A 25,599-nucleotide genomic window follows, 5' to 3' on the forward strand; every position below is an offset into this window, starting at 1 on the left:
TAAAAAACAAAGAGCTAAGCGCGGCTTGAAACCGGCTTAGCTCTTTCCTTGTATATGCACTTCAACGACAACGGTTACCCGTTCATCACCGAACTGGAGCCCCTCTTCTCTGCCAGGCCTAGGGCTTTGGCGGTCGAAGCATGAATTCTGTTGAGCAATTCCACGTTCTCCACCAATGACTGGCCGTAGGAAGGGATCATCTCTTTGATCTTAGGCTCCCATGCGCTTATATGCTGCGGGAAGCAGCGCTGAAGGATTTCCAACATGACATGCACAGCAGTGGATGCCCCCGGAGAAGCCCCCAGCAAGGCAGCGATCGAACCATCCGACGCAGTCACTACTTCCGTACCGAATTGAAGCGTGCCTTTGCCGCCTTGAGCGGTATCCTTGATTACCTGCACGCGCTGGCCGGCAACGACCAAATCCCAGTCCTCGCTTTTGGCATCCGGTACAAAGTCACGCAATTCTTCCATGCGCTGCTCTTTGGACAGCATCAGCTGCTGGATCAGATACTTCGTCAGCGAAATCTCCTTCACGCCGGCTGCCAGCATGGTTAACAGGTTATGCAGTTTCACCGAGGTGATCAGGTCAGTCATTGAACCGGTCTTCAGGAACTTCGGCGAGAAACCTGCAAACGGCCCGAACAACAACGACTTTTGGTTATCGATGTAGCGGGTGTCCAGATGCGGCACCGACATTGGCGGGGCACCTACCGAGGCTTTGCCATATACCTTGGCATGGTGCTGCTCGACGACCTTCGGGTTTTTGCAAGCCATGAAAATACCGCTTACCGGAAATCCACCGATGTGTTTGCCTTCCGGAATACCCGACTTCTGCAGCAAATGCAAGCTGCCTCCGCCCGCTCCGATAAAGACGAACTTGGCCCTGTGGCGCTCGGTCGCCCCGCTCTTGAGGTTTTTCACCGTCAATTCCCATAAGCCATCGCTCGTACGTTTCATGTTTTTGACGCTATGCTGATAGTGGATGCCCACATTGCTTTTCTTCAATTGTTCCATCAGCATACGCGTTAAAGCACCAAAGTTAACGTCCGTACCCGAGTCAATTTTGGTCGCTGCAATCGGCTCGTTTCCGGTACGCCCTTTCATCATCAGAGGAATCCATTGCTTCAGCTTCGCCGGATCGTCCGAAAACTCCATGCCTTTGAACAAAGGATGGTTCGACAAGGCTTCATAACGTCTTTTCAGAAACTGGACGTTCTGCTCGCCATGCACGTAACTCAAGTGGGGAAGCGGCATGATGAAATCCTGCGGATTTCGAATCAGGCGGCTGTTGACGAGATAAGCCCAAAATTGCCGTGAAATCTGGAATTGTTCGTTAACCTTGATGGCTTTGCTTATATCTACGGAACCGTCCGGCCGTTCGACGGTATAATTGAGTTCACATAGCGCAGCATGCCCTGTTCCGGCGTTATTCCATTCGTTGGAGCTTTCTTCTCCCGCAGTGGCGAGCTTTTCAAATACCTTTATCTTCCAGTCGGGTGCCAATTCTTTCAGCAAGGTTCCCAATGTTGCACTCATAATTCCGGCACCAATCAAGATCACATCTGTACTCGTTTGTCCGTGGCTCATTATTAACCGTCCTTATACCCTAAGATTTGCCGAAAGGATGTAAGCGCTGTCGATATGGCATTGAAGCAAGCCGGTCTGTGGAGCTGGCTCACACCTTTTCTGTATAAATAATGCTCTACACATAGTGTATCAATATTATGGATAGAGTTAAATATGTAATTTGAAGATATTTGCTCTAATAGTTAGTATACTCTAATTTGTTCCCCTCCGCTAACCCGCTTATATCCCTGAAAGATTTCTTTTTTCAAATAAGCTTACTCATCAGCAATCCATACAGATTCGTTTGATTCCCAGGAGTTGGACAATATATTACAAAGCTCTACAAGTAAGTCCTTGGCCTCCGCATTCAAATGCTCGGTTTTTATTTCTTGTAGCTGTTTTAATACGATTTGTATATTTGGAATCTTCCATGGTTTTTCCCACCAAGGCTCTTCAACATGGTAATAATATGCCAAACCTGTCCACCCGTCTTGCTCCGGCTGTATTCCCCCCATTATTTCGTCAAAATAACCATCCCATATTCTTATTACATACTTATCTCCATTTGAGAGGGGCCTTATAAACTGTATTTCTCCTTCCCCCTCATAACCTTCATAATATTTCCTGTTTATTATTTCCACAACCCCATCTCCTTGTTACGGGAATTCTATCCGTTATGTTTACTTAAAATCAGCCGTACGAATCATTCGATACTGGGTGGGAGTCGAGACTAAAGCATAAAGCAACCAAAATACGGATGGATAGCCTATATTGTGGCTTGGCAAGTTGTTTGTACAAACTTTTGTTCGACTAAATACCTAATCTGTTTTTTATTATTTCTAATGAAGCATTAACTTTATTTTTATCTTCTGGGTGCTCTTCAAGATGTCTTGCACTAAAAATCATTAAATAGTTATAAAATTCATCATACTCCATTACTGCCATTACATCTTCGTCATAAGCTGGCGGTTCCCCAATAAAGCATACCTTCTTATCTCCAATGTAGTATTCCTCATCTGGCTCATGATAGGATGAAAATTGTAACTCTAGTGGACCTGATCCATACCCATGTCTCTCAACGTCCCCAAAATATTGCAGAGCTCTTAAGAAATCAACAACCCAGAAATAAGATTCAACCAGTTTATCAATTTCGTCTTTTTCTTTAAGTATTCTGTACATTTCTTTTTCTCCATCGATCGCTACGATTGTTTCGTTTATCCAATCTTCGAATAGTTCCGCATGTCCTTGATCCATGACGCCTCGGTGTCTTTTATATTGAACATTTCTCTTGGCCCACACAAGAATTATTCTCATGTATTCTACTGTATCAATAGTACACGTAGAATCTTCCACGCCTTCTTCAGCGAATATGTCTTCAAAAGTAGTGTACTTCGCATCAGAATGGATTAGGTTCACATTGCCACCGCCGCCATGAAAGGTTGCTTTCCCGGTAAACAGCTCGAGTAACCCTCTGATCTCTTCCTGAATAGCAGCAAAATCTCCAAAGATATCAGTCCCTAACGAATTAGTGATCAGATAACCATTTTTTAATGACTTATCCAAACTAAAATCGAGTATCACTTCGTTGAAATGCTCATTATATTCAATACTGTATATATATCTAATATTCATACTCCCCCCATAACCAAAACTCACCCTTTTAGTGCTTGTATTTTATAAAATAAAAAGTAAAACACGGGTAACTGACGCATCTCTAACTCTCGAATATTGGGCGCAATCTTTAGAATGTATAAGCTGCTGACCCTAATGGTATATCTTAGCGCTTTATTGATTCACCTAGACGTATGCCTACTATTTTTTTGTCAGTTGGTGAGCTAGTGAGATGGGTAAGGCTCCTGAGACCGTCCCGTCTTGTCACAAGCATATTCTGATACAACGAAAAATACAGGCCAATTCTTTGACGAATGGCCTGTAAATAACAAAATAATGCTTTCATCACAGCGGCTTTATCACCATAGACCACAGTCCCGTCGGCAGCCTTCACTTCTCAAGAGACTTCCGTATCGGATGAACCATCTCCCGCTGCAATCCATTTCAACTCCGCAAATTCAACTCGATTTCGTCCGTTATGCTTGGCTTGGTACAAGGCTTTGTCCACGGCGGCGAACAATTGAACCAAAAATCCTTCCGGACTGTCAGGCACTTGAACGGTTTGGAAATCCTCCACCGATAAAATTCCCATACTCACCGTTATGGAAACCGGTTCCTCGTCCTCCCCCAGTGCCATAGGATTTCTTTCCACCGATAATCTCACGCGTTCCGCGACCTGTTTGGCCAAATTGCTGCCTGCATGCGGAAGATAGATCATAAATTCCTCCCCGCCGTACCGGGCCAGAATATCGGTGCTGCGGATGGACTGTTTCACGATGAGCGCCATGCGATGGAGAACTTCGTCGCCGATGACGTGCCCGTGCTTATCATTAATCCCTTTGAAGAAATCAATATCAAAGAGAATCATTGAAAACGGGATTCTGTACTGCATGTTGGTGATCACTTCATGCGTCAACTGCTGGGTCAAGTAACGACGATTATAACTGTCCGTCAAACTGTCCGTAACGACCAGTTCTTCCAGCTTCTGATTAGCTTTGGACAACTCGCTGCTAATGCGGTCCAATGAATGGTTTCGTTCTTGAAGCACTATGTTCTGTCGATTCAATTCTTCAACGAGATAACGCTCCTGCGAAACATCCTGAAACGTAAGGATATGTCCGATAGGGACAAGGCGCGAATCAACGATTGGCGAGGATTGCAAAATAAACCGGCGAACAAAGTCCCTCTCCACGATGATTTCGATCTGGGACAAAATGTTTTCTTTTCGTTTGTAATGTTCCGCAAACTCGCGGACCTTGCCCTCCGCCCGCACGGATTCCAAAAATGCATCCAAATCAAACGTATCGCCCACGTTCATATCCATGAATGACCGCAGTGCCTTATTGACTTCAACAATGGTTTCGTTCTCGTCCAATACAAGAATTCCGTGAGGAATGGTGTTAATGACATCCTCGTGCGCAATGGAGACGAGATCAAACACGTTGTATTTTTTAATGACATAGACAAAGAACAGCCCGGACAGAAAGATTCCCAAGGAGGTCAGTCCCGGAATAATCGGCAACCATGGTCTGAATACGACGTTAAGCAAGGCATCCAAACCGGCAAATGCAGCCAGCACGAAGAGACCCCACAATGTGAAAACGACCTGCTTCTTGATCGCAGGCAGCGTCCGGGAAGAACGAAGCGCTCCGAACAAGACGGAGAGGGATGCCAGAAAGTAGCTCACGAGAATTGCAAGGATCACCCAAAACCATGGGCCGTAGGAACGTTCTGCATATCCGCCGCCCAGCGGCGTCACGAACCAGTTCCACGGATTCAGCACGACGCCTGTAGCTCCAATGACCGCAGGGACGAACAAAAAGACGGTTTTTCTTTTCCTATTCCTTAATCGATCTGTTTCGCCTGTCAGGAAATAGGTTAGCAACAACCACCCGCTTCCGAGCAGCGATACGGCAACAAAGGAAAGCGTCACGTAAAACCATTGCAAGCTGAGATTGCCCGTCAGGTCAATGGCAAACTGGCAGAACGGCCAGATCATCATCAAACCGTGAAAAAGAAAGTACACCTTATGTAAGTTCGTAATTCTAACGGTAACAAAAACATAGACATATAACGCAAACAAGAGGACGAATAGAAAGAGATCATACCACGCTGATGGGCTCACAAATCTTCTCCTTTGTCGATTCAACAACTACGATATCATGGAACAGTATACTCCTTGAATCTGAAATGAACCTTTAATAAGACTTCAATAGCCTTCAGAAAGGATTGCCTCACAGTTGTTATTGGTTAATTAAACCACATCTTATCACACCGCAAAGAGACTGAGTAGCCCACACAATGGCAGTCCAGCCAACCTCTGAGCATTTCTGAAATCAATTCCGTGAAGTTTTGACGGCTTTTGAACGTTTCAAACCAGGCTTGGCACAGCCACGGGAAATTCTGCGATTCATGGTCCTCCGTTACCGCGTATGGTCGTACAAATCGTCTTTCAGCGGTTCATTATCCGAGAACAGATCGGGATTTTCCCGCAGCATCCCTGTGATCACCTCTGCTACTTTTGCAGCATTACAAACCCTCACCACCGCATCGCCAAGTTTCCCTTTGTACATCGCCCCTTCTCGCTCCAGCACCTCGTCCACCTTCCAAAAGTGCTCTGACCAGGACAATCCGCAATGTCTGCGTGAAGGTACCTGTATCTTCGTTCCATCGGGCAGAACGGTGCATAACGGTTCATGTCCGTCCGTCAACCGACCTGGGATGTCCACCCACTCCTCAACGCCATGGATAAACGTATTCCGTTTCAGATCTACGCCCACCAAAATAATGGTCGCTTGCCGATCCAGCAGTTTGCCCCATGCCGAACCTCTCGCACAAGGCGTGTCGAACAGATGATCATCTTTCGTAAACGCTTCTGCATCCCGACCGAGAGCGGCTACCGAGTGCGTCGGATGCCATGAACGAACCACGCCAGGGCGTTTGCGGAAAAGCTCTGGCAAAATGCCGACGCAGCATGGCGATGATTCCACGTGGAACATTGGGTTACTCGCATTGATCGTGGACCACGTATGCGTGGGCAAAACGAGCAGTCCCTCTTTCATGTATTCGGTTAACGCATCAAGTACCGTGTCGGCTCCGCCCTCGACTTCACCTATGCTTTTCATGGAAGAATGCATGAGCAACGTGCCCTTGCCGTCGATGCCGAGCTGTTGGAGCTGCTGAAGGAAGCTTGCTTGGGTATGCATAACTATCAATACCTCCTTTTAAGTATTATAAAAGAAAACCGTTGACCGTTGTACAGTAGAAGGATAAATTATCCAACCACATAAGAAAGGGCCGGAGGGTTGCCTCCGGCCGCTTCATAAGAAATCGTATGCGTGAATGATGGCCAAATTACTTAATGACCACGTACTCCAAATTAACCAGTTTGGCATAGGTCACGATTTGATCTGTCGTCAAATTCAGGGATACCACGGTATGATGGCCGCCGCCATTTTCGATCCAGGCTTTGACCCCATCCTGGAAGTTCGGCTTCACGTTCCAAAGTACGCGGGCCACCGGCAGTTTTGGAGCCGGAACCGTCGGTTCGAAGGCAGAGACTTCGTTAATCAACAATTTGTAGTGTGTCCCGAAGTCAGCCATGGAAACAACTACGCCTTCGCCGGCTTTACCGTCAAATACGAGACGTGCCGGATCTTCGCGATCGCCAATCCCAAGTGGGGACACGATGATTTTCGGCTTGTTGCTCGCCAGCGTCGGATCAACTTCAAGCATGTGGGATTGCAGAATCGCTTCCTGACCTGCTGCCATCTCGTAGGTGTAGTCTTCCATGAAACCGGTGTTTTCGTTATGAGCCATCACTTTCAGCAAACGGTCAAGCGCAGCCGTTTTCCAGTCGCCTTCGCCGGCGAATCCGTAGCCTTGGGCCATCAAACGTTGAACGGCCAGACCCGGAAGCTGCTTCATGCCGTGCAGGTCTTCGAAGTTTGTCGTGAAAGCGGTGTATCCGCCATCATCCAAGAAACGTTTGATCGCGATCTCGTAGCTCGCTTGCACGCGCACGCTGGCTTCCCAATCTTCTTTACTGTACGTGCCGTAGTCGAATTCATACAGCTCTGCATACTCGCTCATCAGATCGTCGATCTCTTGCTCGGTCACAGCATTCACGTACTGCACGAGGTCGCCGATGCCGAAGTAGTCCACGGTCCAGCCGAACTGGATTTGGGCCTCCACTTTGTCGCCTTCCGTAACGCCCACGTTGCGCATGTTGTCGCCGAAACGAGCCACTTTAATGTTGAAGCTTTCGTTATAAGCAACGGCTACGTCCATCCAATCCGCGACTTGCTTCTGCACTTCAGGACGCTCCCAGTAGCCAACGACGATTTTGTTTTGTTTTTTCAGGCGGGCATTGATGAACCCATACTCGCGGTCGCCATGCGCCGCCTGGTTCAAGTTCATGAAGTCCATGTCGATCGTCGCCCAAGGGATGCTCTCATTGAATTGGGTTGCCAGATGGAGCAGCGGCTTTTGCAGCAATTTCGTGCCGCGGATCCACATTTTCGCCGGGGAGAACGTATGCATCCATGTGATTACGCCCGCCACCTCGTCGCGATAGTTGACTTCCTTCATGATGCTTGTGATTTTGTCCGCGCTGACGGCCAGATCCTGCAATACGAGCGGGTATGGCAGAACGCCGCTTGCGTTCAGGGCATCCGCGATTTTTTGCGCGTTCGCTTTAACCTCGCCCAGCGCTTCTTCCCCATACAGATGCTGCGAACCTACGACGAACCAAAATTCTTTAGCTGCTGTTGCTGTCATATCGATCATCCTCTTTTCCATGGTTTATGTTTTTCAAGCATTGATCCGCTTGTGCTGATGTCCGATTTATTTCTGCCCATAGTAGGCGTCTTTGCCGTGTTTGCGCAAATAGTGTTTATCCAGAATGCCTTGCGGCAGCTCCTTCGCAAAGTTGTTCAATTGGCGAGCGTACAGATTCATTTTGCACACTTCCTCCAGGACGACGCTGTTCACGACCGCCGACTTGGCATCTTTGCCCCAAGTAAACGGTGCATGGCCATGAAGCAGTACCGCCGGGATCGCCATAACGTCCAAACCGCGTTGTTCGAACGTTTCAATGATGACGCGGCCTGTTTCGGCTTCGTATCCGCGGTCGATTTCCTCCTGGTTCAAAAAGCGTGCGCAAGGCACGGGGCCATAGAACGTGTCCGCATGCGTCGTACCCATCACCGGCACATCCAGTCCGGCTTGCGCCCAGATCGTTGCCCATGTGGAGTGGGTGTGCACGATACCGCCGATCTCCGAGTAATGCTTATACAATACGGCATGCGTCGCCGTATCGGAGGAAGGTCTCATCTCGCCTTCCACCACGTTGCCGTCGAGATCGACAACGACCATGTCGCTTGGTTTCATTTTGTCATAGCTGACGCCGCTCGGTTTGATGACGAACAGACCGCTTTCCCGGTCGATCGCGCTGACATTGCCCCATGTGAATTTGACGAGGCCGTGCTTCGGCAATTCCAGGTTCGCCTCGTAGACTTCCTGTTTCAGTTGTTCCAACATGTTAGTCCCTCCCGTTCTCTACCAGATGGTCGACGGCGGCCTGCTCGATGGCCAATCCCTTCTGGTAGCGCTCGATAAATGCTTCGAATCCTTTGACGTCGGATGCATCCGGCGCAACTTCCTCTCCAGCAACGTCGCTGAACACTTTCTGCTCAAGGAAGACGTCCAGGCTCTCTTCTTGATCCTTGTTGATCAGGTAGGAAGCCAGGAGCGCCATGCCCCATGCTCCGCCTTCGCCTGCGGTGGACATGACCGATACCGGCACGTTCATGGCCGCAGCCACGATGCGTTGTCCGACGACAGGCGTTTTAAACAGCCCGCCATGGGCCAAAATGCTATCAATGGCTACATTCTCGTTCTTCGTCAAAATGTCCATCCCGATCTTCAGCGCGCCAAAGGCGGTAAAGAGGTGCGTGCGCATAAAATTCGCCAGGTTGAAGCGGCTTTCGGGCGAACGGACGAACAACGGACGGCCTTTGTCGATGCCCGTGATGTTCTCGCCGGAATAGTACCCGTAACTCAACAAACCGCCGCCATCCGGCTCTGCTTCAAGCGCCTTGTTGAACAGGACGCTGAACAGCTTGCCGGTATCGGCTTCGAATCCCATCGCTTCCGAAAATTCGCGGAACAAGCCGATCCATGCGTTGATGTCGCTCGAGCAGTTGTTGGCATGCACCATGCCCACAGGGCTGCCGTCCGGCGTCGTGACCATATCGATCTCGGGATATACTTTGGACAGCTCCTTCTCCAATACGATCATCGCAAATACGGACGTGCCGACCGAGATGTTACCCGTGCGCTTTCTCACGCTGTTCGTCGCAACCATGCCGGTTCCGGCATCGCCTTCCGGAGGACAGAGCGGAATGCCTGCCTGCAAATCCCCCGATGGATCGAGCAGCTTGGCGCCCTCCTCGGTCAAGTCGCCTGCACGTTCTCCGGCGAGATAAACTTTGGGAAGCAGATCCTCGACCTTCCATGGATATCCTTTGGCAGCAATCAGCTCGCTGAATTGCTTGATCATGGATGGATGATAGTCATGCGAGGCCTCGTCGATCGGGAAAATCCCCGAAGCATCGCCGATGCCGATCGCTTTGCTGCCCGTTAACAGCCAGTGGATGTATCCGGCAAGCGTGGTCAGGAAATCAATGCGAGGCACATGTTCTTCCCCGTTCAGGATGGCTTGGTACAAGTGGGCAATGCTCCAGCGTTCTGGAATGTTGAACTGGAACAGCTCGGTCAACTCTTTCGCTGCGGCGCCGGTCGTGGCGTTCCGCCATGTCCGGAACGGCACCAGCAGCTCGCCTTTGTTATCGAACGCCATATATCCGTGCATCATGGCGGAAAATCCGATGGAACCTACGGTCCGCAGGGTCACTCCATACTTTTGCTCGACCTCTTGCTTCATTTCGCGATAGGCCGTCTGCATGCCGGCGATGATATCTTCCTGGCTGTATGTCCAATATCCGTCTTTCAGGAGATTCTCCCATTCGTAGCTTCCGGACGCGACGGTTTCAAAACGCTCGTTGATCAACACGGCCTTGATCCGCGTAGATCCAAATTCGATCCCAAGCGAAGTCGCTCCCTTGGCAATCGCTTCTTTCATGTCCACATGACTCATGATCACGGTTGTCCCCTCTCTGATCGCAAGTTTTAAATCCGAAGGATGGCATCGCTAAAAAGCGCAAAAAATATATTGAATTCATGAATTCGTATCGAAAATAAGCGACCTTTTACTCGAAGAACTTTTTCGTCCCCTTCAAGAAGGCGCTTTCTCCAACTGACAGCCTTAGTATATTTTTTGTACGTACATTTGTCAATAAAATATAATAGTTATACCTACATAGTCCGTGAAAATTGCCGCTATAGTGGACTATTCTTACATTTACCAGGCTATACTGTTAAGTACACATCCCTGTTTCACCCGCAAATTGTACGGTTCATTTCAAAAATATGTACCTTTCGTTCCCATCCCGCCGCAATCATGATAAAATATGTACGTACAACTATTTCGATAACGACTTTTTATATATGAAACGACAATGAAAGAAGTGGATGACGTGAAGCCAAAGTATCAAATCATCATCGATGACATCAAAAGCGATATCCTCGCCGGGACATACAACGTGGGAGAACAAATCCCGACCGAGTCGGCGTTGCAGGAGAGCTATAACGTAAGCCGCCAGACCGTACGGAAAGCCATTTTGGAGCTGTCGAACGAAGGTTTTCTGCGAAGCGAAAAGGGCTCGGGGACCTATGTAAGCAACCAATACAGGCTGCGGTCCGGCGGCCACGCCTCGAAAAGAACGATCGGTGTCATCACGACTTATATCTCGGATTACATCTTTCCTTCCATCATCCGCGGCATTGAAAGCCGATTGAATGAAGACAACTATTCGCTGCTGCTTGCCAGCACCAACAATGATGTCGCCCAGGAGAAAAAGGCGCTTGAAATGATGCTGTCCTACGGCGTGGACGGTCTCATTGTCGAGCCTACCAAGAGCAATTTATACAACCCTAATATCGCGTATTATCTTTCTTTTAAAGAACAGGACGTGCCGTTTACGATGATTAATGCCTATTATGAGGAGCTGGAGGTGCCCTTCTTCTGTCTGGATGACGTGCAGTCCAGCTATCTCGCCACGCGGGAACTGATCGCCAAGGGCCACGCCCAGATCGGCATTATCGCGAAAATGGACGATTTGCAGGGGAAATACCGGATGAAGGGATATATCAAGGCCCTGGGAGAAGCCAAATTGCGTTTTCATCCCGAGCAGGTGCTTTCGTTCGATACCGCATCCAAACCGGATCTATCGACCAGCCTGGAAACGTACTTAAGCGAAAACAGGGACGTTCTGACCGCCATTGTCTGTTACAACGACGAAGTGGGGCTGGAGGTGGTTCATACTTGCCGCAAACTTGGCATTTCGATCCCTGACGAGCTTTCCATCATCGGCCAGGACAACTCGTATATCGCCAAAAACGCCAATATCAAGCTCACGACGCTGACCCATCCCCAAGAGCAGATGGGACGCGACGCTGCAGACTGGATCATCAAAACACTGCAAGGCAAGAAAGACTTGGCCGCCCATACCTATTATCAGCCTGTGCTGGTCGAAGGGGAAACCGTTAAGGAAATCGAAGTGGAGTAACGCAGTGGCAAACGCCAAGGCGGATGAGTGGCAGAAAGCATGCATGATTGGTTGCGATCTGCAAGGGTGTTATCCCGCACTGCATGATACATTGGGATTCAGAGGGAGGGAAGCGGAAGGCGAACATACCTTTCCGTATATGCTGTTCGCCCACAAAACCAACCAAAAAGGAGATCTCTGGGAGATCTCCTTTTTGGTTGGTTATGGGCGGCTCCCCTTTGCTGCAGGAAATTGAATCGTAACCGTGGTGCCACGCCCTTTCGCACTGTTATAGCGAATCTTTCCATCATATTTTTCCACGATGTTAAAACAGATCATCAATCCCAAGCCGGTTCCGCTGCTTTTCAACGAATAATAGGGCGTGCCCAGCGACCTTACCTCATCTTCGGACATTCCACTTCCTTCATCCATGACTTTAATCTCAATGAATTCATGCTCTCTCTTTGCCATCACCGCAACCGATTGTCCTGCATCGGAAGCTTCCAACGCATTTTTGATCACATTCATGAGCAGCTGCTTGAATTCGATTTCGTTGATGAAAATCAAGCAATCTTCCTCCGCTTGGATACGGAGGTGTTTGTCGGACAGCATCGCGTAGGAGCCGATCAGCCCCTCAACGCTCTCCACGACATCCTTTACATTTACCTCCTCCGGACGCTGGTCTACACTGGGCTTCGACAAGGTCAGAAATTGGGAAGTAATATGTTCCACCGTATTCAGTTCATCGATCATCAATTGAAATTTGTTCTTGGTTGACTCGGAGAATGAAGGGTCCTCTTTAAAAAACTGCAAGAACCCCCGGACTACCGTAACCGGGTTGCGAATTTCATGGGCAACGGCGGCCGTCAAATGCGCGACCATTTTCAGCCGCTCGGATTGTTGCAATTGTTCGTAATAGTGCTGCTGTTTCCGCATCCTCACGAAGGAGAGATGAAAGATCAGGAACATTAATAGTTGAATCGCCACGATGTTGATCAGATTGCCCACCACGTCCTGGTGCAAGTAGGCATAGGCATTGCGCTGATCCACCAAAAGGATGTACGAGAACGTGAAGGCGATTAAAATGCCGTTGACCGTGAACGAGAAATAGAACAGCTTGGAATCAAAAAACAGGATCGATAATGCGGGAAAGAGAGAAATGAAAATATACGTGGTCCACGTCTCCGGATACATAAAGAACAGGGTGTAGAAATAAGCAAACCCCGCCAGAATGATCACTTTTCGAAAAAAATGGGTCTCGCGCCTGGGATACATCCATAAACATGCCGATATTCCTGCTACGCACAACAAATGGATGATATATCCGAGGTTAATCTCCTCCAGCTCGGTCGTAGACAGAATCAATCCGCCGAACATCAGCACGATGACGACAGACATGATGATATAATATGTTTTGCGGTTCACTTGACTGTACAATTCCTTCATGAATTCACCACTTAACCCTTTTATTGATGTCCTTCCTTTGCAATGAATGAAAAGATCATCCATATAGCCCAGTTTCATCTTTGGTTGTGTACAATATAACAAGCTTTTTATTATTATGTAATTTTAATTTTTCCACAGCTGGGCAGGAAATACAGGGAGTTGCCATGAACCTCTTTATTATTACGAGTTGTCAGGAGGTTGTTACGTGCAAAAGGCATGGGGTTCAGTGTTATTTGAGCAAATATTCGGGGAAAACGTGAATCGGGAGGCCGGTCCATCCAAACTTGTGGAATTTGCCGAAACGATGCTGGCAAAAATAAAGCGGGAGTTGGCAAACGCATAGCGTATTGGTTTGCACCCCCGCTTCAAACTATGTTTCAATGCAGGTCCACCTTCGAGGAAAATGAAGTTGGTTCTATTTCGGGCGTGGATATCGACCGGGAAATCAGCTCGCGAAGCCGTTTTTTGTCTACCTTGTCAACGATCGTTCGAGGCAACGTATCCAGAATGATCAGATGTGCCGGCCACTTGTGGCGAGCAAGGCTTTTTTCGCAGAACGCATGCAATTGTTCCAGACTCAAGCTGTCCCTCTTTTTCTGCAATACTACGCAAGCGACGAGAGCCTCTCCCTCCAGAGGAAGCGGGATTCCCACCACTGCCACATCAGCCACTTGGGGGTGAGCTAAAATCGCCTGCTCCACTTCGGCGCTGTATACATTGGAGCCGCCAACGATCACCATATCCTTCAGCCGATCCAACACATAGAGATACCCTCCCTCATCCACATAGCCAAGATCGCCGGTACGGAGCCAGCCGTCGATCATCGCTTCACGGGTGGCCTCCGGCTGACGCCAATATCCGATCATCGTCTGCGCGCCTCGAACGACGATTTCGCCGGGTTCATTCACTTGCGCCTCCCGCCCATGCTCGTTCACGATGCGTACTTCGAAAGCCTGCTCGCCTTGAAGTCCCAAATCTGCAGGACGTCCTACCGATTGAAGCCGGATCGGATCATGCAGATGTTGAGCGGGAAACAGTCTGCTGATCGACATGCCGCATTCGGCCTGCGAGTAGTTGTTGACCATCAAGGCGCCAGGAAACTTCGCAACCGAATCCCGCAGCGTTTCCGGTGCGATTATAGATCCCCCGCAGCCGATCACCTTCAGGCTTCGCCTATCTCGATCGGTCGCGGAGAACTCACGATTGAGGTCACGGAGCAGTTGTCCCACCGTGCTTAGATGTGTAATCCGGTCGCGTTCCACCGCTTCCAGGATGCGGTGTACATTTGCCGGATATTCATCCAAAAAGATAAGACATCCTCCTGCAGCCATAGTGGCCCATATCTGAAACTGGCCCACCAAATGCGAAATGTTGAGTACCAGCACGCGGCGGCCAACGTCATATCCGAAACCGGCAGAAGGCGTGACCTGGTTCCAGGCAGCGATGCCGCGATGCGAATGCATGACCCCTTTCGGTCTGCCCGTCGTTCCCCCCGTATAGACCAATACGGCCACGTCGTCCTCACTTCGTCCGCAAGTGCTAACGGACGACGTTTCGATGCTGCTTTCGTTAAGGGAGTCCGCGAAAACAGCGACTGCTCCCTCCTCCGCGGTAATGAAGCGGGGCGGATTCGCCAGCAACGCTGCCGCCGATTTCGCAGCATCGGCATAGCGGCGATCGTGAATGACGATCTTTGGTTCGGCGTCCTTCAGAATGGCCGCAAGCTCTGGAGTCGTCAGTAAAGGGGATGGTACCAATGGGACGGCACCAATCCCTACAGCGGCATATAAGGCAATGACCAATTGAGGATCAGGGGTGCCCAACAAAGCGATGCGATCACCAGGCCGCACCCCCTCTGCATAGAGGACTTGGCCTACTTGTTCTGCATTTTGGTGAACTTCCCTATAATTCATAACTTTACCGTGCCTTAAAAGCGCTGGTTCCTCAGGGTATAGACTGGCTGCCAATGGCAGGCGTTCCGACAGAAGCATAGTACGGCCCTCCACGTATGGGATTGAATAACCGGATCAGGAAACTCGGTATTGCTCGAACATACCACACATAAGGAGTTTATAGGCATATATTGTTTTGATCGAATTGATTAGTAATTGAAATAAATGGTTTGGAATCCTATCTAGCACAGTGCTGAATAGCAGTCACGAGTGGAATTAGGTCCCTTCCCCTACGCTTTGTCCACTCCAAACCGTCATTTTACCCGCCATTTAATTGGACCAATTTTACATAAAGGTGAGCGATTTTCATACAAACATATACTTCCATCGGCAGATAAGCCTCTGTTGGCCCGTCCAGCCACAGCAACCCATTCACCGTGAGGTGGGTCGTCCAGAGAAATACATTTTTTGAAAAGTTCATCGTTTTCCCGTGCTGACATGTCTTGCATATGAACAAAATTTCAACGGGTTTCTGCCGCATACCGGAACAAAAAAGACAGAAGGGGGCGGTGAGGGTTGGAAAACACGGGAAATCAATACGTAGAAGATACGCCATTTTCGATCATGGATGAAGATGTTTTTTTCGAACGCTTAACCCGAGAACAGCACAAGTTGTATTCCGTCGCCTACAGCTACATGCGGAACGAAGCGGATGCGCTGGAGATCGTACAGGAAGTGGCCTGCCGGGCATGGATGAAACGAAAGAAGCTCAAAAACGAACAGTCGTTTACGCCATGGCTGATCCGAATCACGACGAATTGCTGTATGGACGAGCTTCGACGCCAAAAGCGGGTTTCCCCGACGGATACGATACATGAGGAGGCCACCCAGGAAATGAAGCATAACGACCAGATCGATTTGGAGCGGGCCTTCGTGAAATTAAAGCCTAAGCACCGTCACGTCGTGATGCTGAAGTACTACCAGGACATGACGACCGCACAGATCGCCAAAGTGCTCCAAAGGCCCGAAGGCACGATCAAAAGCTGGCTCCGGGAAGGGCTGAAGCAGCTTCGAAAATATCTGTAGAGACAGGAGGCGTGTCCATATGTCGGAAAAAGAACAGCGCATGCTGGCGCAAGATTCCAGGGACGTACATAGAAAGGCACAGATTGCGGAGATCAAACTATCGACGGCGATCCGCAAAGGAATAGCGGAAGGCAAGAGACGCGAAATGAAACGACGCAGGGTTGCATACGGAGCCGGGGTCATTGCAGCCGCTGCGGCAGCCTTGTTCTTCACGACTTCACCGCTGGGGGCTCCCTCGAGTGAAAAAACGTATGAAGTGGTCCAAACCACAACTACGCAGCAGCCGATCGATGTCGAGCTGTTCCGGCCGATGGCCAAACAGGATCAAGGCATTACAGCCGCGCTGGATCAAGGGCTTGTAAAGCCGATCAACCAAAGTGTGGAGAAAGACGGATTCCGCATCGATGTTGCGGGTGCGTTTACGGATGGACGTAAATCGTACATCATGTACAGCGCGCAAAACAATACCGATCATACAGCCTATCCCCTGATCGATTCGCTGGCCTTCGGCGGCGTCGAAGCCTCCTCCTTTAAAGCACAATCCATGCACGCCACGAGCAGCAGCGAGCTCCTTCCCGGCGAAACGGGTTACTACGTGTACACGGCCAACCTGGAACCTGCTGCTTCCTACAAGGAAGGTGCCACGATCGGCTTGAAAATTTGGGATGCCGTAAGCAACGAATACCGGAGCCGTTTGAAGTTCACGATCCCGCTTGAACCTGACCTGCTTGAGGAAAAGGATCGAATTTATCACCCAAGGAGCACACTGGTCGTGGATGGGCAAAAAATAAACGTGAGCCAGGTTCAATTCACTCCACTAAATACGTATGTCGATCTCGAATATGACGCAAGCAATGACCATCAAATTTTCAAGCTGCTGAACCCTGTCCTGGTCGGCGAAAAGGGGGAGGAACGGGAGAAGGTATATTACCCGGACACCATGTTTTCGGACGACTCCAAGGTCACGCTTGTATTCAGAAGCAACTCATTCGATCACATGGACGGCGTTTCATTGAAGGTATCCGGCATTGCCGCGCTGCCTAAAGAAGAGATGCACATCGCCATCGACCTGGGTCAAAAACGGATCGTTGCGGCGCCGGACCAATACGTTCAAATCATCGAACCCGAAGAACCGGCGGCAGATGGAGAGATTTTGCTGTATTTTAAACGTGAAAAAGCGATGGCTGCCCAAAGTTTCGGCATGTCGCTTGAGCATAACTTCACGGATGCGGAAGGTAACAAGCACGACATGCTATCACCGGAAACCATCAAGCAAGGCGGGCATTCCGTGTCCACTACAGCCGATAGTTCCATTGAAGACTACTATGCCGTAAATTTTGGAAAAGAGGCTTTGGATTATCCGCAACCACTAACGATTGCGATCGATCAATACTGGAATCCGATCATGGATTCGCAGTCTGTTGAACTGATTTCGAACTAAGAAAACATGCAACACAACAGAAAGGCATGATGGGGGGATTAATCTCTCATTCATGCCTTTTTCGGGTGCACCGATAAGCGGCTTCATTCCGATTTCTTTTCTAAAGGATCGTTTTTATATAACTTGCTCATATGTTCAAGATGAGTGGCGCCCCAATCATTTAATGCCTGCAACACGGAGCTTAAACCTCTGCCGTACTCGGAAATGGAATACTCCACCTTCGGAGGAATCTGATTGTACACCTCGCGATGCACGATATCGTTGTATTCCAGCTCTCTTAATTGCTGAGTGAGCATTTTTTTGTTGATATCCGGTATCGCCTTTTGCAGTTCGCTAAACCGCATGGTGCCTTTCGAAATAAGCTGCAGCAAAATGACCGGTTTCCACTTTCCCACCAAAATGTTCAATGCCGATTCGAATTTACAATATTCTTCCATGGAACGCTTCACCCCTTATGTTTCATAAGGTCACTTTTTGTTAACCAGGTTTAGATAAAGTGCCTACTTCCTGAGTCTTGTCGTTAGGATCTATTATACCTTGTGTAACGAATAAAGTGATCAGGAGGTCTATGTTCATGAATGTTGTATTATGGATAATTCAAGTGGCTGTGGCATTCGGCTTTGTTTACTCCGGGTGGTTGAAGGCGTTTCAGCATGAAAAAGCCAAAGCATCGTGGGGGTGGGTCAAAGACCTCCCCAAAGGTCTCGTCATCATGATCGGATTGGCCGAGTTATTAGGAGCGCTAGGCGTTATCCTGCCTCAGGCCACGAATATTTGGCCTGTTCTGACGCCAATCGCCGCGACTGCGCTGGCAATCATCGTTCTTTTGGGCGCTCTGCTGCACATTACACGCAAGGAATATCGGGAGATCGGCGTGAACGTCGTCTTTTTCGTCCTGGCTGCATGGGTTGCCATCGGTCGTTTTTTAGAATGATATGCCCTTCTGATGGCGAAAAGCATCGTATGAGCAGCGCTTTGATTGTTTTTTACTACGCTTTAATGGTAATCTGAACCATAGAGATGCAAACAAAGGAGCATATACCTTATCATGTGGACTACGCTGTAGAGATTACGAATTCAAAAGGATGCCTCGAATTATGGGTGAATACACTCGTTGATTTGGCATGCTTGGAATTCATCTTGCAGGGTATGCAGGAAAGGTGCATCATACACCCATTCTGCGGATACCTGACGGTATCTGCTTTTTATTTTTTGGGAAACCGCGTCTCTATGATTCTTGCCTGCTTATCCTCCAACCACGAAGGAGGAACTTGATTATGCAATCGAAATTAGTGCTCATCGAAGGGCTGCCTGGTTTCGGCAAAACGACGACGGCTGGGCTCGTCCATGAAATTTTAGCGGAAATGAACGTTGCATCCCGATTGTTTCTGGAAGGCAATTTGGATCATCCTGCCGATTATGATGGCGTTGCCTTTTTTATAGAGCATGAATTCATTGAATTACTGCGTTCATATGGACCATTTCAAGATCTATTGAGCGATCACGCTATTCGAGAGGGTCATCATTACTTTTTGGAATATCGAAAAATGCAAAATAAATTCGGTGAGAGCTTGCCCGATGAATGGATGAAATCCATTTTCAAACACGATATCTACGAGCTGCCATTTGAACAGAACAGAAAGCTGATCACGGATCGGTGGAAGAGGTTTGCCGAGAGCGCGTGGGCCGGCCCCGATCCCTTTGTGTTTGATTGCTGTTTCATCCAAAACCCTGTAACGATCGGGATGATTAAGCATCATGCAAAGAAAGAAGACGTAATGGGCTATGTTACGCAACTGGCGCACATCGTGGAACGTTTGAATCCATTATTGATTTACGTGGAACAGCAGGATTTGGGTTGTTCTTTCAAGAAGGCCATACAAGAACGGCCGCGGGAATGGTCCGAGGGGTTTATCGATTATTACACGAACCAAGGCTACGGCAAACGTCATAACCTCACAGGCCTGGAAGGCACGTTAGAGGTCCTTGAAGCACGGCGTGAACTGGAACAGGACATATTCGCCGGCTTACATATAGCCAAGAGAAAAGTCGACAACTCGTCCTATGACATGGAGGAATACAAACACGTTTTACGCGGGATTTTGGTGGAACATTTTCATGGATAAATGATGTTTCCGTACTTGATGTTGAGGCAAAACGTAGGGCCATCCTTTAGAGGATGGCTCTTTGTTTGAGAAGCGGATAATTTCATCGTCTCCTTGTTGTACGTATACTGCTTGAAGGAATATGGCAGGTAGGTTTGCATATGTAAAATGGTTATATATTTCCATGTAGTAACTGTCCTTTCTTCTGAATGCACTTCATTTTTCCGAAAAGCTTTTCCTCTCTCAGCCATCCACTGCTTTGCGCAAAGTTAAAATATTTTCCTCCAGAAACGTTCGATTTTTTTCGATCCCTCTGTTCTTACACCAAACCACTGCACTGAAAGCATCGTAAAAATCATAAAAGGGCAGCACCGTTTCCAGATCCAACATCGGTCGAATCGTTTGATAACCTTCGATGTACGACGCTTTTGTTCCCGGATTGACCTCCCAAATATACCGATTAACCTTCGTAAAATCGATTTCCGAGGATCCGCCGCGAGCGCTCTCGAAGTCGATCATGCCAGCAACGTCGCTACCGTTCACCAATATATTGGCGGGTCTGAAATCCATATGAACAATGCATGGTCCATCAGGATCGGGCAAAGCTGAGAAAACGCGATCAAAGTGCAGAACACTTCTTTCGTATAATTCGGGGTCAAGCATTTCTTGGCATGGCTCTTTCCACTTTTCAAAATTGTTTTGGATATGCAGCCGCCAATCATTTGGATCAAAAACTTTAAATCCATCGGTCACATGGCAGCCGTACCCTGGCATGCTGACTTCATGGAGCATGGCATGATGCATCCCGATCTGAAAGGAAAGTTTCTCGTCAATGTTTTCTGTACAGGGCATCCCTTGAATCGCCGAAAGCAGCAATGCTCCAGTCATATGTTCATCCCCGGACCAAAAGTCCAACACTTCTGGAACAGGCAGCACGTTCTTCAACGTCTCAAGCATCTGAAATTCACGAAACAGTTTATTTCGGTTAAACGGAATTTTGACATAAACATGTTCACCGCCAGCAAGCGTAAGTTTGTACACTTCTGAACTAAACGAATCCGGAACGCCGTCGATGCTTAACACGTTCAATTTCATCTTTTCAATGACGTTCATAATGGAACTCATGGGGCACCTCCTGTTTAAATATAGCCTCAAAACGGAAAAGCCCCTTCCGTCTCCAAAGGGGCTGAGTATCGGACTATCCCTCTTGCTCTTCGTCCTGACTAGGCGGAGCCATCAGGCTTTGGACGGCACCCATAAACGGCCGGATGGACTTGATCATGCCATACCCCATCTTTACGACCGGTACGAATCGTTGAATCATGCCAAACAGCCGCATGCCGTTGCCAAGTAAGCCTCCGGCCGAAGCCGCACCGCCAAGTCCTCCGAAACCGCCGAACAGCGAACCGATCATGGGCATAAAAGACGAAACCTGCGCGCGCTGTGCCTTGCGCGAATGGGTTGGCATCTTGCGCGTGCCGTTCACCCGTCCCCGGTTCTGCGAACGAGCGCCCTTGCTGCGTGAACCGGTCTTGCGCTTGGAAGAACGTGAACCCTCCCCTGTCGCCTTGTGCGGCAGCGTTCCCCCACCGGTAAGCACTACGCCTCCGTTATTAACGTCAGTGATATAACCGACGTATGTCTCGCCACTGTGAAGAGTGACGCAGACCGGCCGATTTTTGTACCGCTTAGCCTTTACGCGTATTGAGTTGGTTTTAGCCATGAAATCTCACCTCGCTCCACTGAAATCTAATTCAGTTTACGCGCTGGGTGGACTACTTGCCTGTGCGAATAGGACATCCGCATGCCGAAATGGCCGGGACAAGAGTAGTTCCGTCCTATCCAACATCATGTTCACAAGCCTCCAAGATATACCCTGCATAACGCAGCGTTTCCTGGTCCTCAACCCCGTCAAGCTTTTTTAAAATCACGGGAATAAACCCCGTCAAATCCTCGGTTTTACTGTACGCGTGCAGAATCCTTAAAGCTTCCAGAAAACCCCCATGCTCATCTGATTGCAATAGTCTCAAAAGATATTCTGAACCTGCACCAAAAGAAGTTTTGCAGATGAGCCGAATGGCTGTGGCGTGATTTTTGGAGCCTTGAGCCGCGATATTTTGCAAAAAACCAAGGGTTTCCTGAGAGACCTTCTTAAACTTGAACATTCCATCAAGCGCCTTAGCCTGGATTTCTTCGTTTGGAGCGGTTTCATAAATCCTGATCAACGCCTTCTCGTCACCCGGCATTCGGCTGCCAAACCACCCGATATCATAATCCAGAATAATTTCATCCAGCCAGCGCTCATACCAGTCCAGAAAGCTGTCCTCATAGACAAAGAAAAAGGGATGATCGGAATGGAAATCGGAAGTGTATACTACTTTCCCCCGGTGTTTTCCTTCAAGTACGAGATACATATCATATTCGCAGCCTTGTGTCCCTATGCACAGCATGCCGCCCAGCACCTTATTACGGGTATCGTCGTATTCCTCATCCGAGATGTCCTCATCCTTGGTCAGAGGTTCAATCAGATCGTTCCATTCCTCCTTAGCCATCCCGGGATACAGCACGGATTTTGCAAGGAGAGCCTGACTTTCGGTATAGGAAGTCGCCTTTTCGATCGAATAGATTCCATAATAGGGTCCGGCGCCTCCATTGCCGACTTCTGTCAAAAACGATGCGAAGGGCTCTGGCAGGTTGACCTGATTACGGGCTTGCCATTCAGCCAGCTCTTTTGCTGTAAGCCTATCCTTCACTCTGTACCGATGTGAGGATGCCCCAAACACGGAGAACGATGTGTCTTTGCACATGGCTTGATTCAGTTTGTCTTTTATGCGCTCCAGCTGCGTTTCTGTATTCCCCAATCCCATCGATCGGCCCCCCGTTAACTAGCCTGTTTTCGTATTCATTTTCCTTTTCCTCTTATTCATCCATTTTAGCATTTGGTTTGGAAACTTGTTTTTCCTTCCAATGTGGCCTGCAGGAATTTTTTCGACTTTTTCAACCGCTTCTGAATCTCTTCAATTTCTTTGATTTTCTGTTCAACCAGCTCTTTCTTTACCTCATACGATAGATTGAGTTGTTGATCGACTAGTGAACGTAACTCTTCTACAGAAAATCCTACGGATAAAAGGGCCTTCACATCCTCCAGAAACTCAACAATATTCTCCGAATAGATCCGATAATTATTTTCATCTCTCTTCAAAAATGTGTCCGGAATCAGGTTTTTACGTTCATAGAATCTCAATGTCGATATAGGCAGACCCGTTAATTTGGAAACATCATTGATTCTCATCCTATGGCCTCTCTTTATTGGTTTGCTATAAACCTAGGTTCATAGTCCATAATGCGAATATGATAACGAACGACATACTCAATGTCAAAAAAATTGGCCGTTATCCAAAGGAGAGATTTGATGTTTAACCACATTGTTAATAACGATTTCGCAAGTATAGTCAAGGGACGACGTTCTGTGCGTCATTATGATGAACATATTAAAATATCGAAAGAGGAGCTCAGCGAAATCATCTCGGAAGCTAGTTTGGCTCCATCGTCTGCAAATATGCAGCCATGGCGGATCGTTGTGGTTGAAACGCCGGAAGGAAAAGAGAAGCTACGACCTCTGATGCGTTTCAATACCTTACAAAACGATACTTCATCTGCCATGGTAATCATTTTCGGTGACACCCAGAGCTATTTACATGTTGAGGAAATTTACAATACAGCCGTGGAACAAGGAAAAATGCCAGCTGAAGTAAGAGACAGCCAACTTGAGACCATTCTATCGATGTATCCAACTCTCCCCCAACATATCAAAGTTGAAGTTGCAAAGATCGATAGCAGCCTCTTTGCTATGCAGCTCATGTTAGCAGCGCGCGCACATGGGTATGATACGAATCCAATGGCAGGCTTTGAAATGGATCAAGTCGCACAAGCCTTTGATTTGGATGGAGAACGCTATGTTCCCGTCATGGTTATTTCTATAGGTAAAGCCAAGGAGGAAGGGTATGAGTCCGTTCGATTAAGTTCCGACAAGATTACATTCTGGAGATAACGGGCTATTCTAAATCTATTCACTACTTTTTCTTCAAAACAACTCTTCTAAACAGGCTAATGGTGCCCAATCATCCTCTCTGAATCTCACATACATTGGAGCATCATATAAGAGGGGTTGATATTGTGGTACGTATCCTTGATAAAGCGGCAGTTCAGCCGCTTAGTCGCTTTAACCCGGCCAAATCGTTTACGATTCGACGTTCCCCGCAAAAATCCGGCATAGCAACGATCCCAATACGGATTCCGGCGAATTCCCAGCCGAACCGGGTAGATTTGGTAGCCTCCATTGGGGTGAGAGGTGTCAAAGGCATTGCTCAAGTTCGCTTTAGAGTCTTCCGCGGCAATAAAGAAATTTTCAACACACAGCAAGGGATCGAATCTACGGGTTCAGAGCAAAATTATATCGTTACTTTCCAGGCTGAGGATCGAAATGTCCCAGCAGGTACGCATGCGTACACAGTCACGGCCGAAAACCGTACTCCAAATACAAGAGTAGATGTCGTAGGACCCATATCATTTAGCGGATTAGCGGTTAAAACCAGAAACTAACACCGCCTCTGATCCTCGACCTAGCTCTCAATATCTTTCTGCTGCTTAAGATGGTTCGAGCAGGAAAAGCAAAAACAGTGCGCCTCAATAGAAGGTGCACTGTTTTCCTGCTTCTTGTGGTATGGTTCAGCTTAATCCAATTACCTCATACTAAACTCTTGGGAAAGTTCAAGCTCCCCTGAATGCTGGCTCCGATAATCGAATAACAGGCGCTGCATTTTTTCTACGGTGCCGTCTCGATGGGGAACATGAATGGAAACAGTCAAATTGGAATCGTTTAAATATTGAAACGAAACCATGTCAAAATTCAATGTCCCGAGATTCGGACATTGGAGTGCCTTTGGGGCATCGATGGCATCCAGGACCTCATAGGATTCCCAGAATTCCCGAAACTCGCTGCTGGCTTCGCACAGCGCCTCGAACTGCTCTGACCACCAAGGGTCATCTACGTGCCTGGCGTACCCGGCATGGAACTTGGCGGCGATCCTCCGGGCATGCAGCTCCCATTGGTCCCCCTTGATGTAGCGAAAACGGGGAGAAGTAAACGTCATCCAGACAAAATTCCGTTCCCGTTCAGACATCGCCGCAAGGTTCCCGTTCAGCGCGCAATAGGCTCCATTCCATGCAATAATGTTCATGCGCTCATCCATGACATTCGCCGGAGATACATTTTGGCTATCCAAAAAACGTTGAAGTTCCGGTGTTGCCTTAGAGATTTTCCATGTTTCGTTCAAAGGCAGCTGCTTGCGGGCAAGGTAAAACAGATGCCTGCGTTCCGATTCATTCAACCGCAGCACTTCGGCTATTCGATCAAGAACTTCAGCCGACACATTGATATGACGCCCTTGTTCCAAATAGGTATACCAATCCAAGCCCACATCTGCCAACATCGCCACTTCGCTGCGGCGAAGTCCGGGTGTCCGTCTGCGTCTGGTCTCCGGTAATCCAATCTGCTCCGGAGTAATCCGTTCCCGACGCATGCGCAAAAAGTGAGACAACTCCTCATAACGGTCCAAGCTGTACGTCATGATCCCTCTCCCCTCCTTCGAATTCATGAACGTAGGATTCCCCATCCTACGATAACCAGATCTCTTCCTGGCCTCTTCAGTTCCATTTATACTCAGTTTATGTCTTCCATAGAGAGAATAGCAAGAATGGAAAAGACAGCGTACATCGGCT

The 25,599-nt window shown here is 48.4% G+C and carries 24 protein-coding genes; 8 read left to right on the forward strand and 16 right to left on the reverse strand.

The annotated features are described in order from the left end of the window. Nucleotides 1–74: 74 nt before the first annotated feature. From SNR34_RS30390 to SNR34_RS30425, 8 genes are all read right to left on the reverse strand, one after another. A complete protein-coding gene (locus tag SNR34_RS30390) occupies nucleotides 75–1,589 on the reverse strand; it encodes a malate:quinone oxidoreductase (protein WP_339275307.1) in 1,515 nt (504 codons plus the stop codon). Between the two features lie 254 nt (nucleotides 1,590–1,843). Further along, nucleotides 1,844–2,209, reverse strand: coding sequence for a dihydroorotate dehydrogenase (quinone) (locus tag SNR34_RS30395; protein WP_486180859.1), 366 nt, complete (start codon nucleotides 2,207–2,209; stop codon nucleotides 1,844–1,846). A 169-nt stretch (nucleotides 2,210–2,378) separates the two neighbouring features. Beyond that, on the reverse strand, nucleotides 2,379–3,200 hold the full coding sequence (gene cdiI / locus SNR34_RS30400; protein WP_486180860.1) for a ribonuclease toxin immunity protein CdiI: 822 nt from the start codon (nucleotides 3,198–3,200) through the stop codon (nucleotides 2,379–2,381). Between the two features lie 376 nt (nucleotides 3,201–3,576). Then, nucleotides 3,577–5,304 carry a histidine kinase N-terminal 7TM domain-containing diguanylate cyclase gene (locus SNR34_RS30405; protein WP_486180861.1) on the reverse strand — a complete coding sequence of 576 codons (1,728 nt, stop codon included), beginning with the start codon at nucleotides 5,302–5,304 and terminating at the stop codon, nucleotides 3,577–3,579. Between the two features lie 298 nt (nucleotides 5,305–5,602). Next, a complete protein-coding gene (locus SNR34_RS30410) occupies nucleotides 5,603–6,385 on the reverse strand; it encodes an AAC(3) family N-acetyltransferase (RefSeq protein WP_486180862.1) in 783 nt (260 codons plus the stop codon). Between the two features lie 148 nt (nucleotides 6,386–6,533). Continuing rightward, a complete protein-coding gene (gene araA / locus SNR34_RS30415; protein ID WP_343261342.1) occupies nucleotides 6,534–7,958 on the reverse strand; it encodes an L-arabinose isomerase in 1,425 nt (474 codons plus the stop codon). A gap of 66 nt (nucleotides 7,959–8,024) precedes the next feature. Then, nucleotides 8,025–8,720, reverse strand: a complete 696-nt coding sequence (locus SNR34_RS30420; RefSeq protein ID WP_236413539.1) for an L-ribulose-5-phosphate 4-epimerase — start codon at nucleotides 8,718–8,720, stop codon at nucleotides 8,025–8,027. A gap of 1 nt (nucleotide 8,721) precedes the next feature. Then, nucleotides 8,722–10,338, reverse strand: coding sequence for a xylulokinase (locus SNR34_RS30425; protein WP_486180863.1), 1,617 nt, complete (start codon nucleotides 10,336–10,338; stop codon nucleotides 8,722–8,724). Between the two features lie 439 nt (nucleotides 10,339–10,777). Here SNR34_RS30425 and SNR34_RS30430 point away from each other — a divergent pair, with 439 nt between their 5' ends. Continuing rightward, the gene (locus SNR34_RS30430) at nucleotides 10,778–11,869 is read left to right on the forward strand and encodes a GntR family transcriptional regulator (protein ID WP_236413541.1); all 1,092 of its coding nucleotides are present in this window, start codon (nucleotides 10,778–10,780) and stop codon (nucleotides 11,867–11,869) included. Nucleotides 11,870–12,070: 201 nt separating this feature from the next. Here SNR34_RS30430 and SNR34_RS30435 read toward each other — a convergent pair whose 3' ends face one another. After that, nucleotides 12,071–13,294: an ATP-binding protein gene (locus SNR34_RS30435; protein ID WP_486180864.1), complete on the reverse strand. Its 1,224-nt coding sequence runs from the start codon at nucleotides 13,292–13,294 to the stop codon at nucleotides 12,071–12,073. 205 nt (nucleotides 13,295–13,499) lie between these two features. On the opposite strand from SNR34_RS30435, the gene SNR34_RS30440 reads away from it, so the two are divergent. Next, entirely contained in the window at nucleotides 13,500–13,637 is a 138-nt protein-coding gene (locus SNR34_RS30440) for a hypothetical protein (protein WP_486180865.1), read from the forward strand. A gap of 34 nt (nucleotides 13,638–13,671) precedes the next feature. On the opposite strand, the gene SNR34_RS30445 is transcribed toward SNR34_RS30440, so the two are convergent. Next, complete coding sequence (locus SNR34_RS30445) at nucleotides 13,672–15,285, reverse strand: class I adenylate-forming enzyme family protein (protein ID WP_486180866.1); 1,614 nt, start codon at nucleotides 15,283–15,285, stop codon at nucleotides 13,672–13,674. A 477-nt stretch (nucleotides 15,286–15,762) separates the two neighbouring features. Here SNR34_RS30445 and SNR34_RS30450 point away from each other — a divergent pair, with 477 nt between their 5' ends. Continuing rightward, nucleotides 15,763–16,272: a sigma-70 family RNA polymerase sigma factor gene (locus tag SNR34_RS30450; RefSeq protein WP_343261346.1), complete on the forward strand. Its 510-nt coding sequence runs from the start codon at nucleotides 15,763–15,765 to the stop codon at nucleotides 16,270–16,272. 19 nt (nucleotides 16,273–16,291) lie between these two features. Next, on the forward strand, nucleotides 16,292–17,713 hold the full coding sequence (locus SNR34_RS30455) for a hypothetical protein (protein WP_486180867.1): 1,422 nt from the start codon (nucleotides 16,292–16,294) through the stop codon (nucleotides 17,711–17,713). A gap of 83 nt (nucleotides 17,714–17,796) precedes the next feature. On the opposite strand, the gene SNR34_RS30460 is transcribed toward SNR34_RS30455, so the two are convergent. Continuing rightward, nucleotides 17,797–18,150, reverse strand: a complete 354-nt coding sequence (locus tag SNR34_RS30460) for a winged helix-turn-helix transcriptional regulator (RefSeq protein ID WP_339275323.1) — start codon at nucleotides 18,148–18,150, stop codon at nucleotides 17,797–17,799. Between the two features lie 137 nt (nucleotides 18,151–18,287). Between SNR34_RS30460 and SNR34_RS30465 the strand changes: the two genes are divergently transcribed. Beyond that, nucleotides 18,288–18,647, forward strand: a complete 360-nt coding sequence (locus tag SNR34_RS30465) for a DoxX family protein (RefSeq protein WP_486180868.1) — start codon at nucleotides 18,288–18,290, stop codon at nucleotides 18,645–18,647. Between the two features lie 343 nt (nucleotides 18,648–18,990). Beyond that, the gene (locus SNR34_RS30470; protein ID WP_486180869.1) at nucleotides 18,991–19,839 is read left to right on the forward strand and encodes a P-loop NTPase family protein; all 849 of its coding nucleotides are present in this window, start codon (nucleotides 18,991–18,993) and stop codon (nucleotides 19,837–19,839) included. Nucleotides 19,840–20,061: 222 nt separating this feature from the next. On the opposite strand, the gene SNR34_RS30475 is transcribed toward SNR34_RS30470, so the two are convergent. From SNR34_RS30475 to SNR34_RS30490, 4 genes are all read right to left on the reverse strand, one after another. Further along, nucleotides 20,062–20,943, reverse strand: a complete 882-nt coding sequence (locus SNR34_RS30475) for a phosphotransferase family protein (protein ID WP_486180870.1) — start codon at nucleotides 20,941–20,943, stop codon at nucleotides 20,062–20,064. Nucleotides 20,944–21,016: 73 nt separating this feature from the next. Further along, on the reverse strand, nucleotides 21,017–21,541 hold the full coding sequence (locus tag SNR34_RS30480; RefSeq protein ID WP_236413550.1) for a hypothetical protein: 525 nt from the start codon (nucleotides 21,539–21,541) through the stop codon (nucleotides 21,017–21,019). Between the two features lie 115 nt (nucleotides 21,542–21,656). Beyond that, entirely contained in the window at nucleotides 21,657–22,685 is a 1,029-nt protein-coding gene (locus SNR34_RS30485; RefSeq protein WP_486180871.1) for an SMI1/KNR4 family protein, read from the reverse strand. Nucleotides 22,686–22,750: 65 nt separating this feature from the next. Continuing rightward, nucleotides 22,751–23,110 carry a MerR family transcriptional regulator gene (locus SNR34_RS30490; RefSeq protein WP_486180872.1) on the reverse strand — a complete coding sequence of 120 codons (360 nt, stop codon included), beginning with the start codon at nucleotides 23,108–23,110 and terminating at the stop codon, nucleotides 22,751–22,753. Between the two features lie 120 nt (nucleotides 23,111–23,230). On the opposite strand from SNR34_RS30490, the gene SNR34_RS30495 reads away from it, so the two are divergent. Then, nucleotides 23,231–23,869, forward strand: coding sequence for a nitroreductase family protein (locus SNR34_RS30495; protein ID WP_236413553.1), 639 nt, complete (start codon nucleotides 23,231–23,233; stop codon nucleotides 23,867–23,869). 125 nt (nucleotides 23,870–23,994) lie between these two features. Beyond that, complete coding sequence (locus tag SNR34_RS30500) at nucleotides 23,995–24,420, forward strand: exosporium protein C (RefSeq protein WP_339275335.1); 426 nt, start codon at nucleotides 23,995–23,997, stop codon at nucleotides 24,418–24,420. 140 nt (nucleotides 24,421–24,560) lie between these two features. On the opposite strand, the gene SNR34_RS30505 is transcribed toward SNR34_RS30500, so the two are convergent. Then, the gene (locus tag SNR34_RS30505; RefSeq protein WP_486180873.1) at nucleotides 24,561–25,448 is read right to left on the reverse strand and encodes a helix-turn-helix transcriptional regulator; all 888 of its coding nucleotides are present in this window, start codon (nucleotides 25,446–25,448) and stop codon (nucleotides 24,561–24,563) included. Nucleotides 25,449–25,599: the final 151 nt, after the last annotated feature.

The sequence above is a fragment of the Paenibacillus sp. XP01 genome, from assembly GCF_057364885.1.

Bases quoted from the DNA above. Each gene is read 5' to 3' on its own strand.
- SNR34_RS30505 (WP_486180873.1), bottom strand. From the start codon at position 25,448: ATGACGTACAGCTTGGACCGTTATGAGGAGTTGTCTCACTTTTTGCGC.
- SNR34_RS30410 (WP_486180862.1), bottom strand. From the start codon at position 6,385: ATGCATACCCAAGCAAGCTTCCTTCAGCAGCTCCAACAGCTCGGCATC.
- SNR34_RS30460 (WP_339275323.1), bottom strand. From the start codon at position 18,150: ATGGAAGAATATTGTAAATTCGAATCGGCATTGAACATTTTGGTGGGA.
- SNR34_RS30445 (WP_486180866.1), bottom strand. From the start codon at position 15,285: ATGCTTCTGTCGGAACGCCTGCCATTGGCAGCCAGTCTATACCCTGAG.
- SNR34_RS30465 (WP_486180868.1), top strand. From the start codon at position 18,288: ATGAATGTTGTATTATGGATAATTCAAGTGGCTGTGGCATTCGGCTTT.
- SNR34_RS30435 (WP_486180864.1), bottom strand. From the start codon at position 13,294: ATGAAGGAATTGTACAGTCAAGTGAACCGCAAAACATATTATATCATC.
- SNR34_RS30490 (WP_486180872.1), bottom strand. From the start codon at position 23,110: ATGAGAATCAATGATGTTTCCAAATTAACGGGTCTGCCTATATCGACA.
- SNR34_RS30425 (WP_486180863.1), bottom strand. From the start codon at position 10,338: ATGAGTCATGTGGACATGAAAGAAGCGATTGCCAAGGGAGCGACTTCG.
- SNR34_RS30495 (WP_236413553.1), top strand. From the start codon at position 23,231: ATGTTTAACCACATTGTTAATAACGATTTCGCAAGTATAGTCAAGGGA.
- SNR34_RS30390 (WP_339275307.1), bottom strand. From the start codon at position 1,589: ATGAGCCACGGACAAACGAGTACAGATGTGATCTTGATTGGTGCCGGA.
- SNR34_RS30420 (WP_236413539.1), bottom strand. From the start codon at position 8,720: ATGTTGGAACAACTGAAACAGGAAGTCTACGAGGCGAACCTGGAATTG.
- SNR34_RS30455 (WP_486180867.1), top strand. From the start codon at position 16,292: ATGTCGGAAAAAGAACAGCGCATGCTGGCGCAAGATTCCAGGGACGTA.
- SNR34_RS30475 (WP_486180870.1), bottom strand. From the start codon at position 20,943: ATGAGTTCCATTATGAACGTCATTGAAAAGATGAAATTGAACGTGTTA.
- SNR34_RS30470 (WP_486180869.1), top strand. From the start codon at position 18,991: ATGCAATCGAAATTAGTGCTCATCGAAGGGCTGCCTGGTTTCGGCAAA.
- SNR34_RS30480 (WP_236413550.1), bottom strand. From the start codon at position 21,541: ATGGCTAAAACCAACTCAATACGCGTAAAGGCTAAGCGGTACAAAAAT.
- SNR34_RS30485 (WP_486180871.1), bottom strand. From the start codon at position 22,685: ATGGGATTGGGGAATACAGAAACGCAGCTGGAGCGCATAAAAGACAAA.
- cdiI (WP_486180860.1), bottom strand. From the start codon at position 3,200: ATGAATATTAGATATATATACAGTATTGAATATAATGAGCATTTCAAC.
- araA (WP_343261342.1), bottom strand. From the start codon at position 7,958: ATGACAGCAACAGCAGCTAAAGAATTTTGGTTCGTCGTAGGTTCGCAG.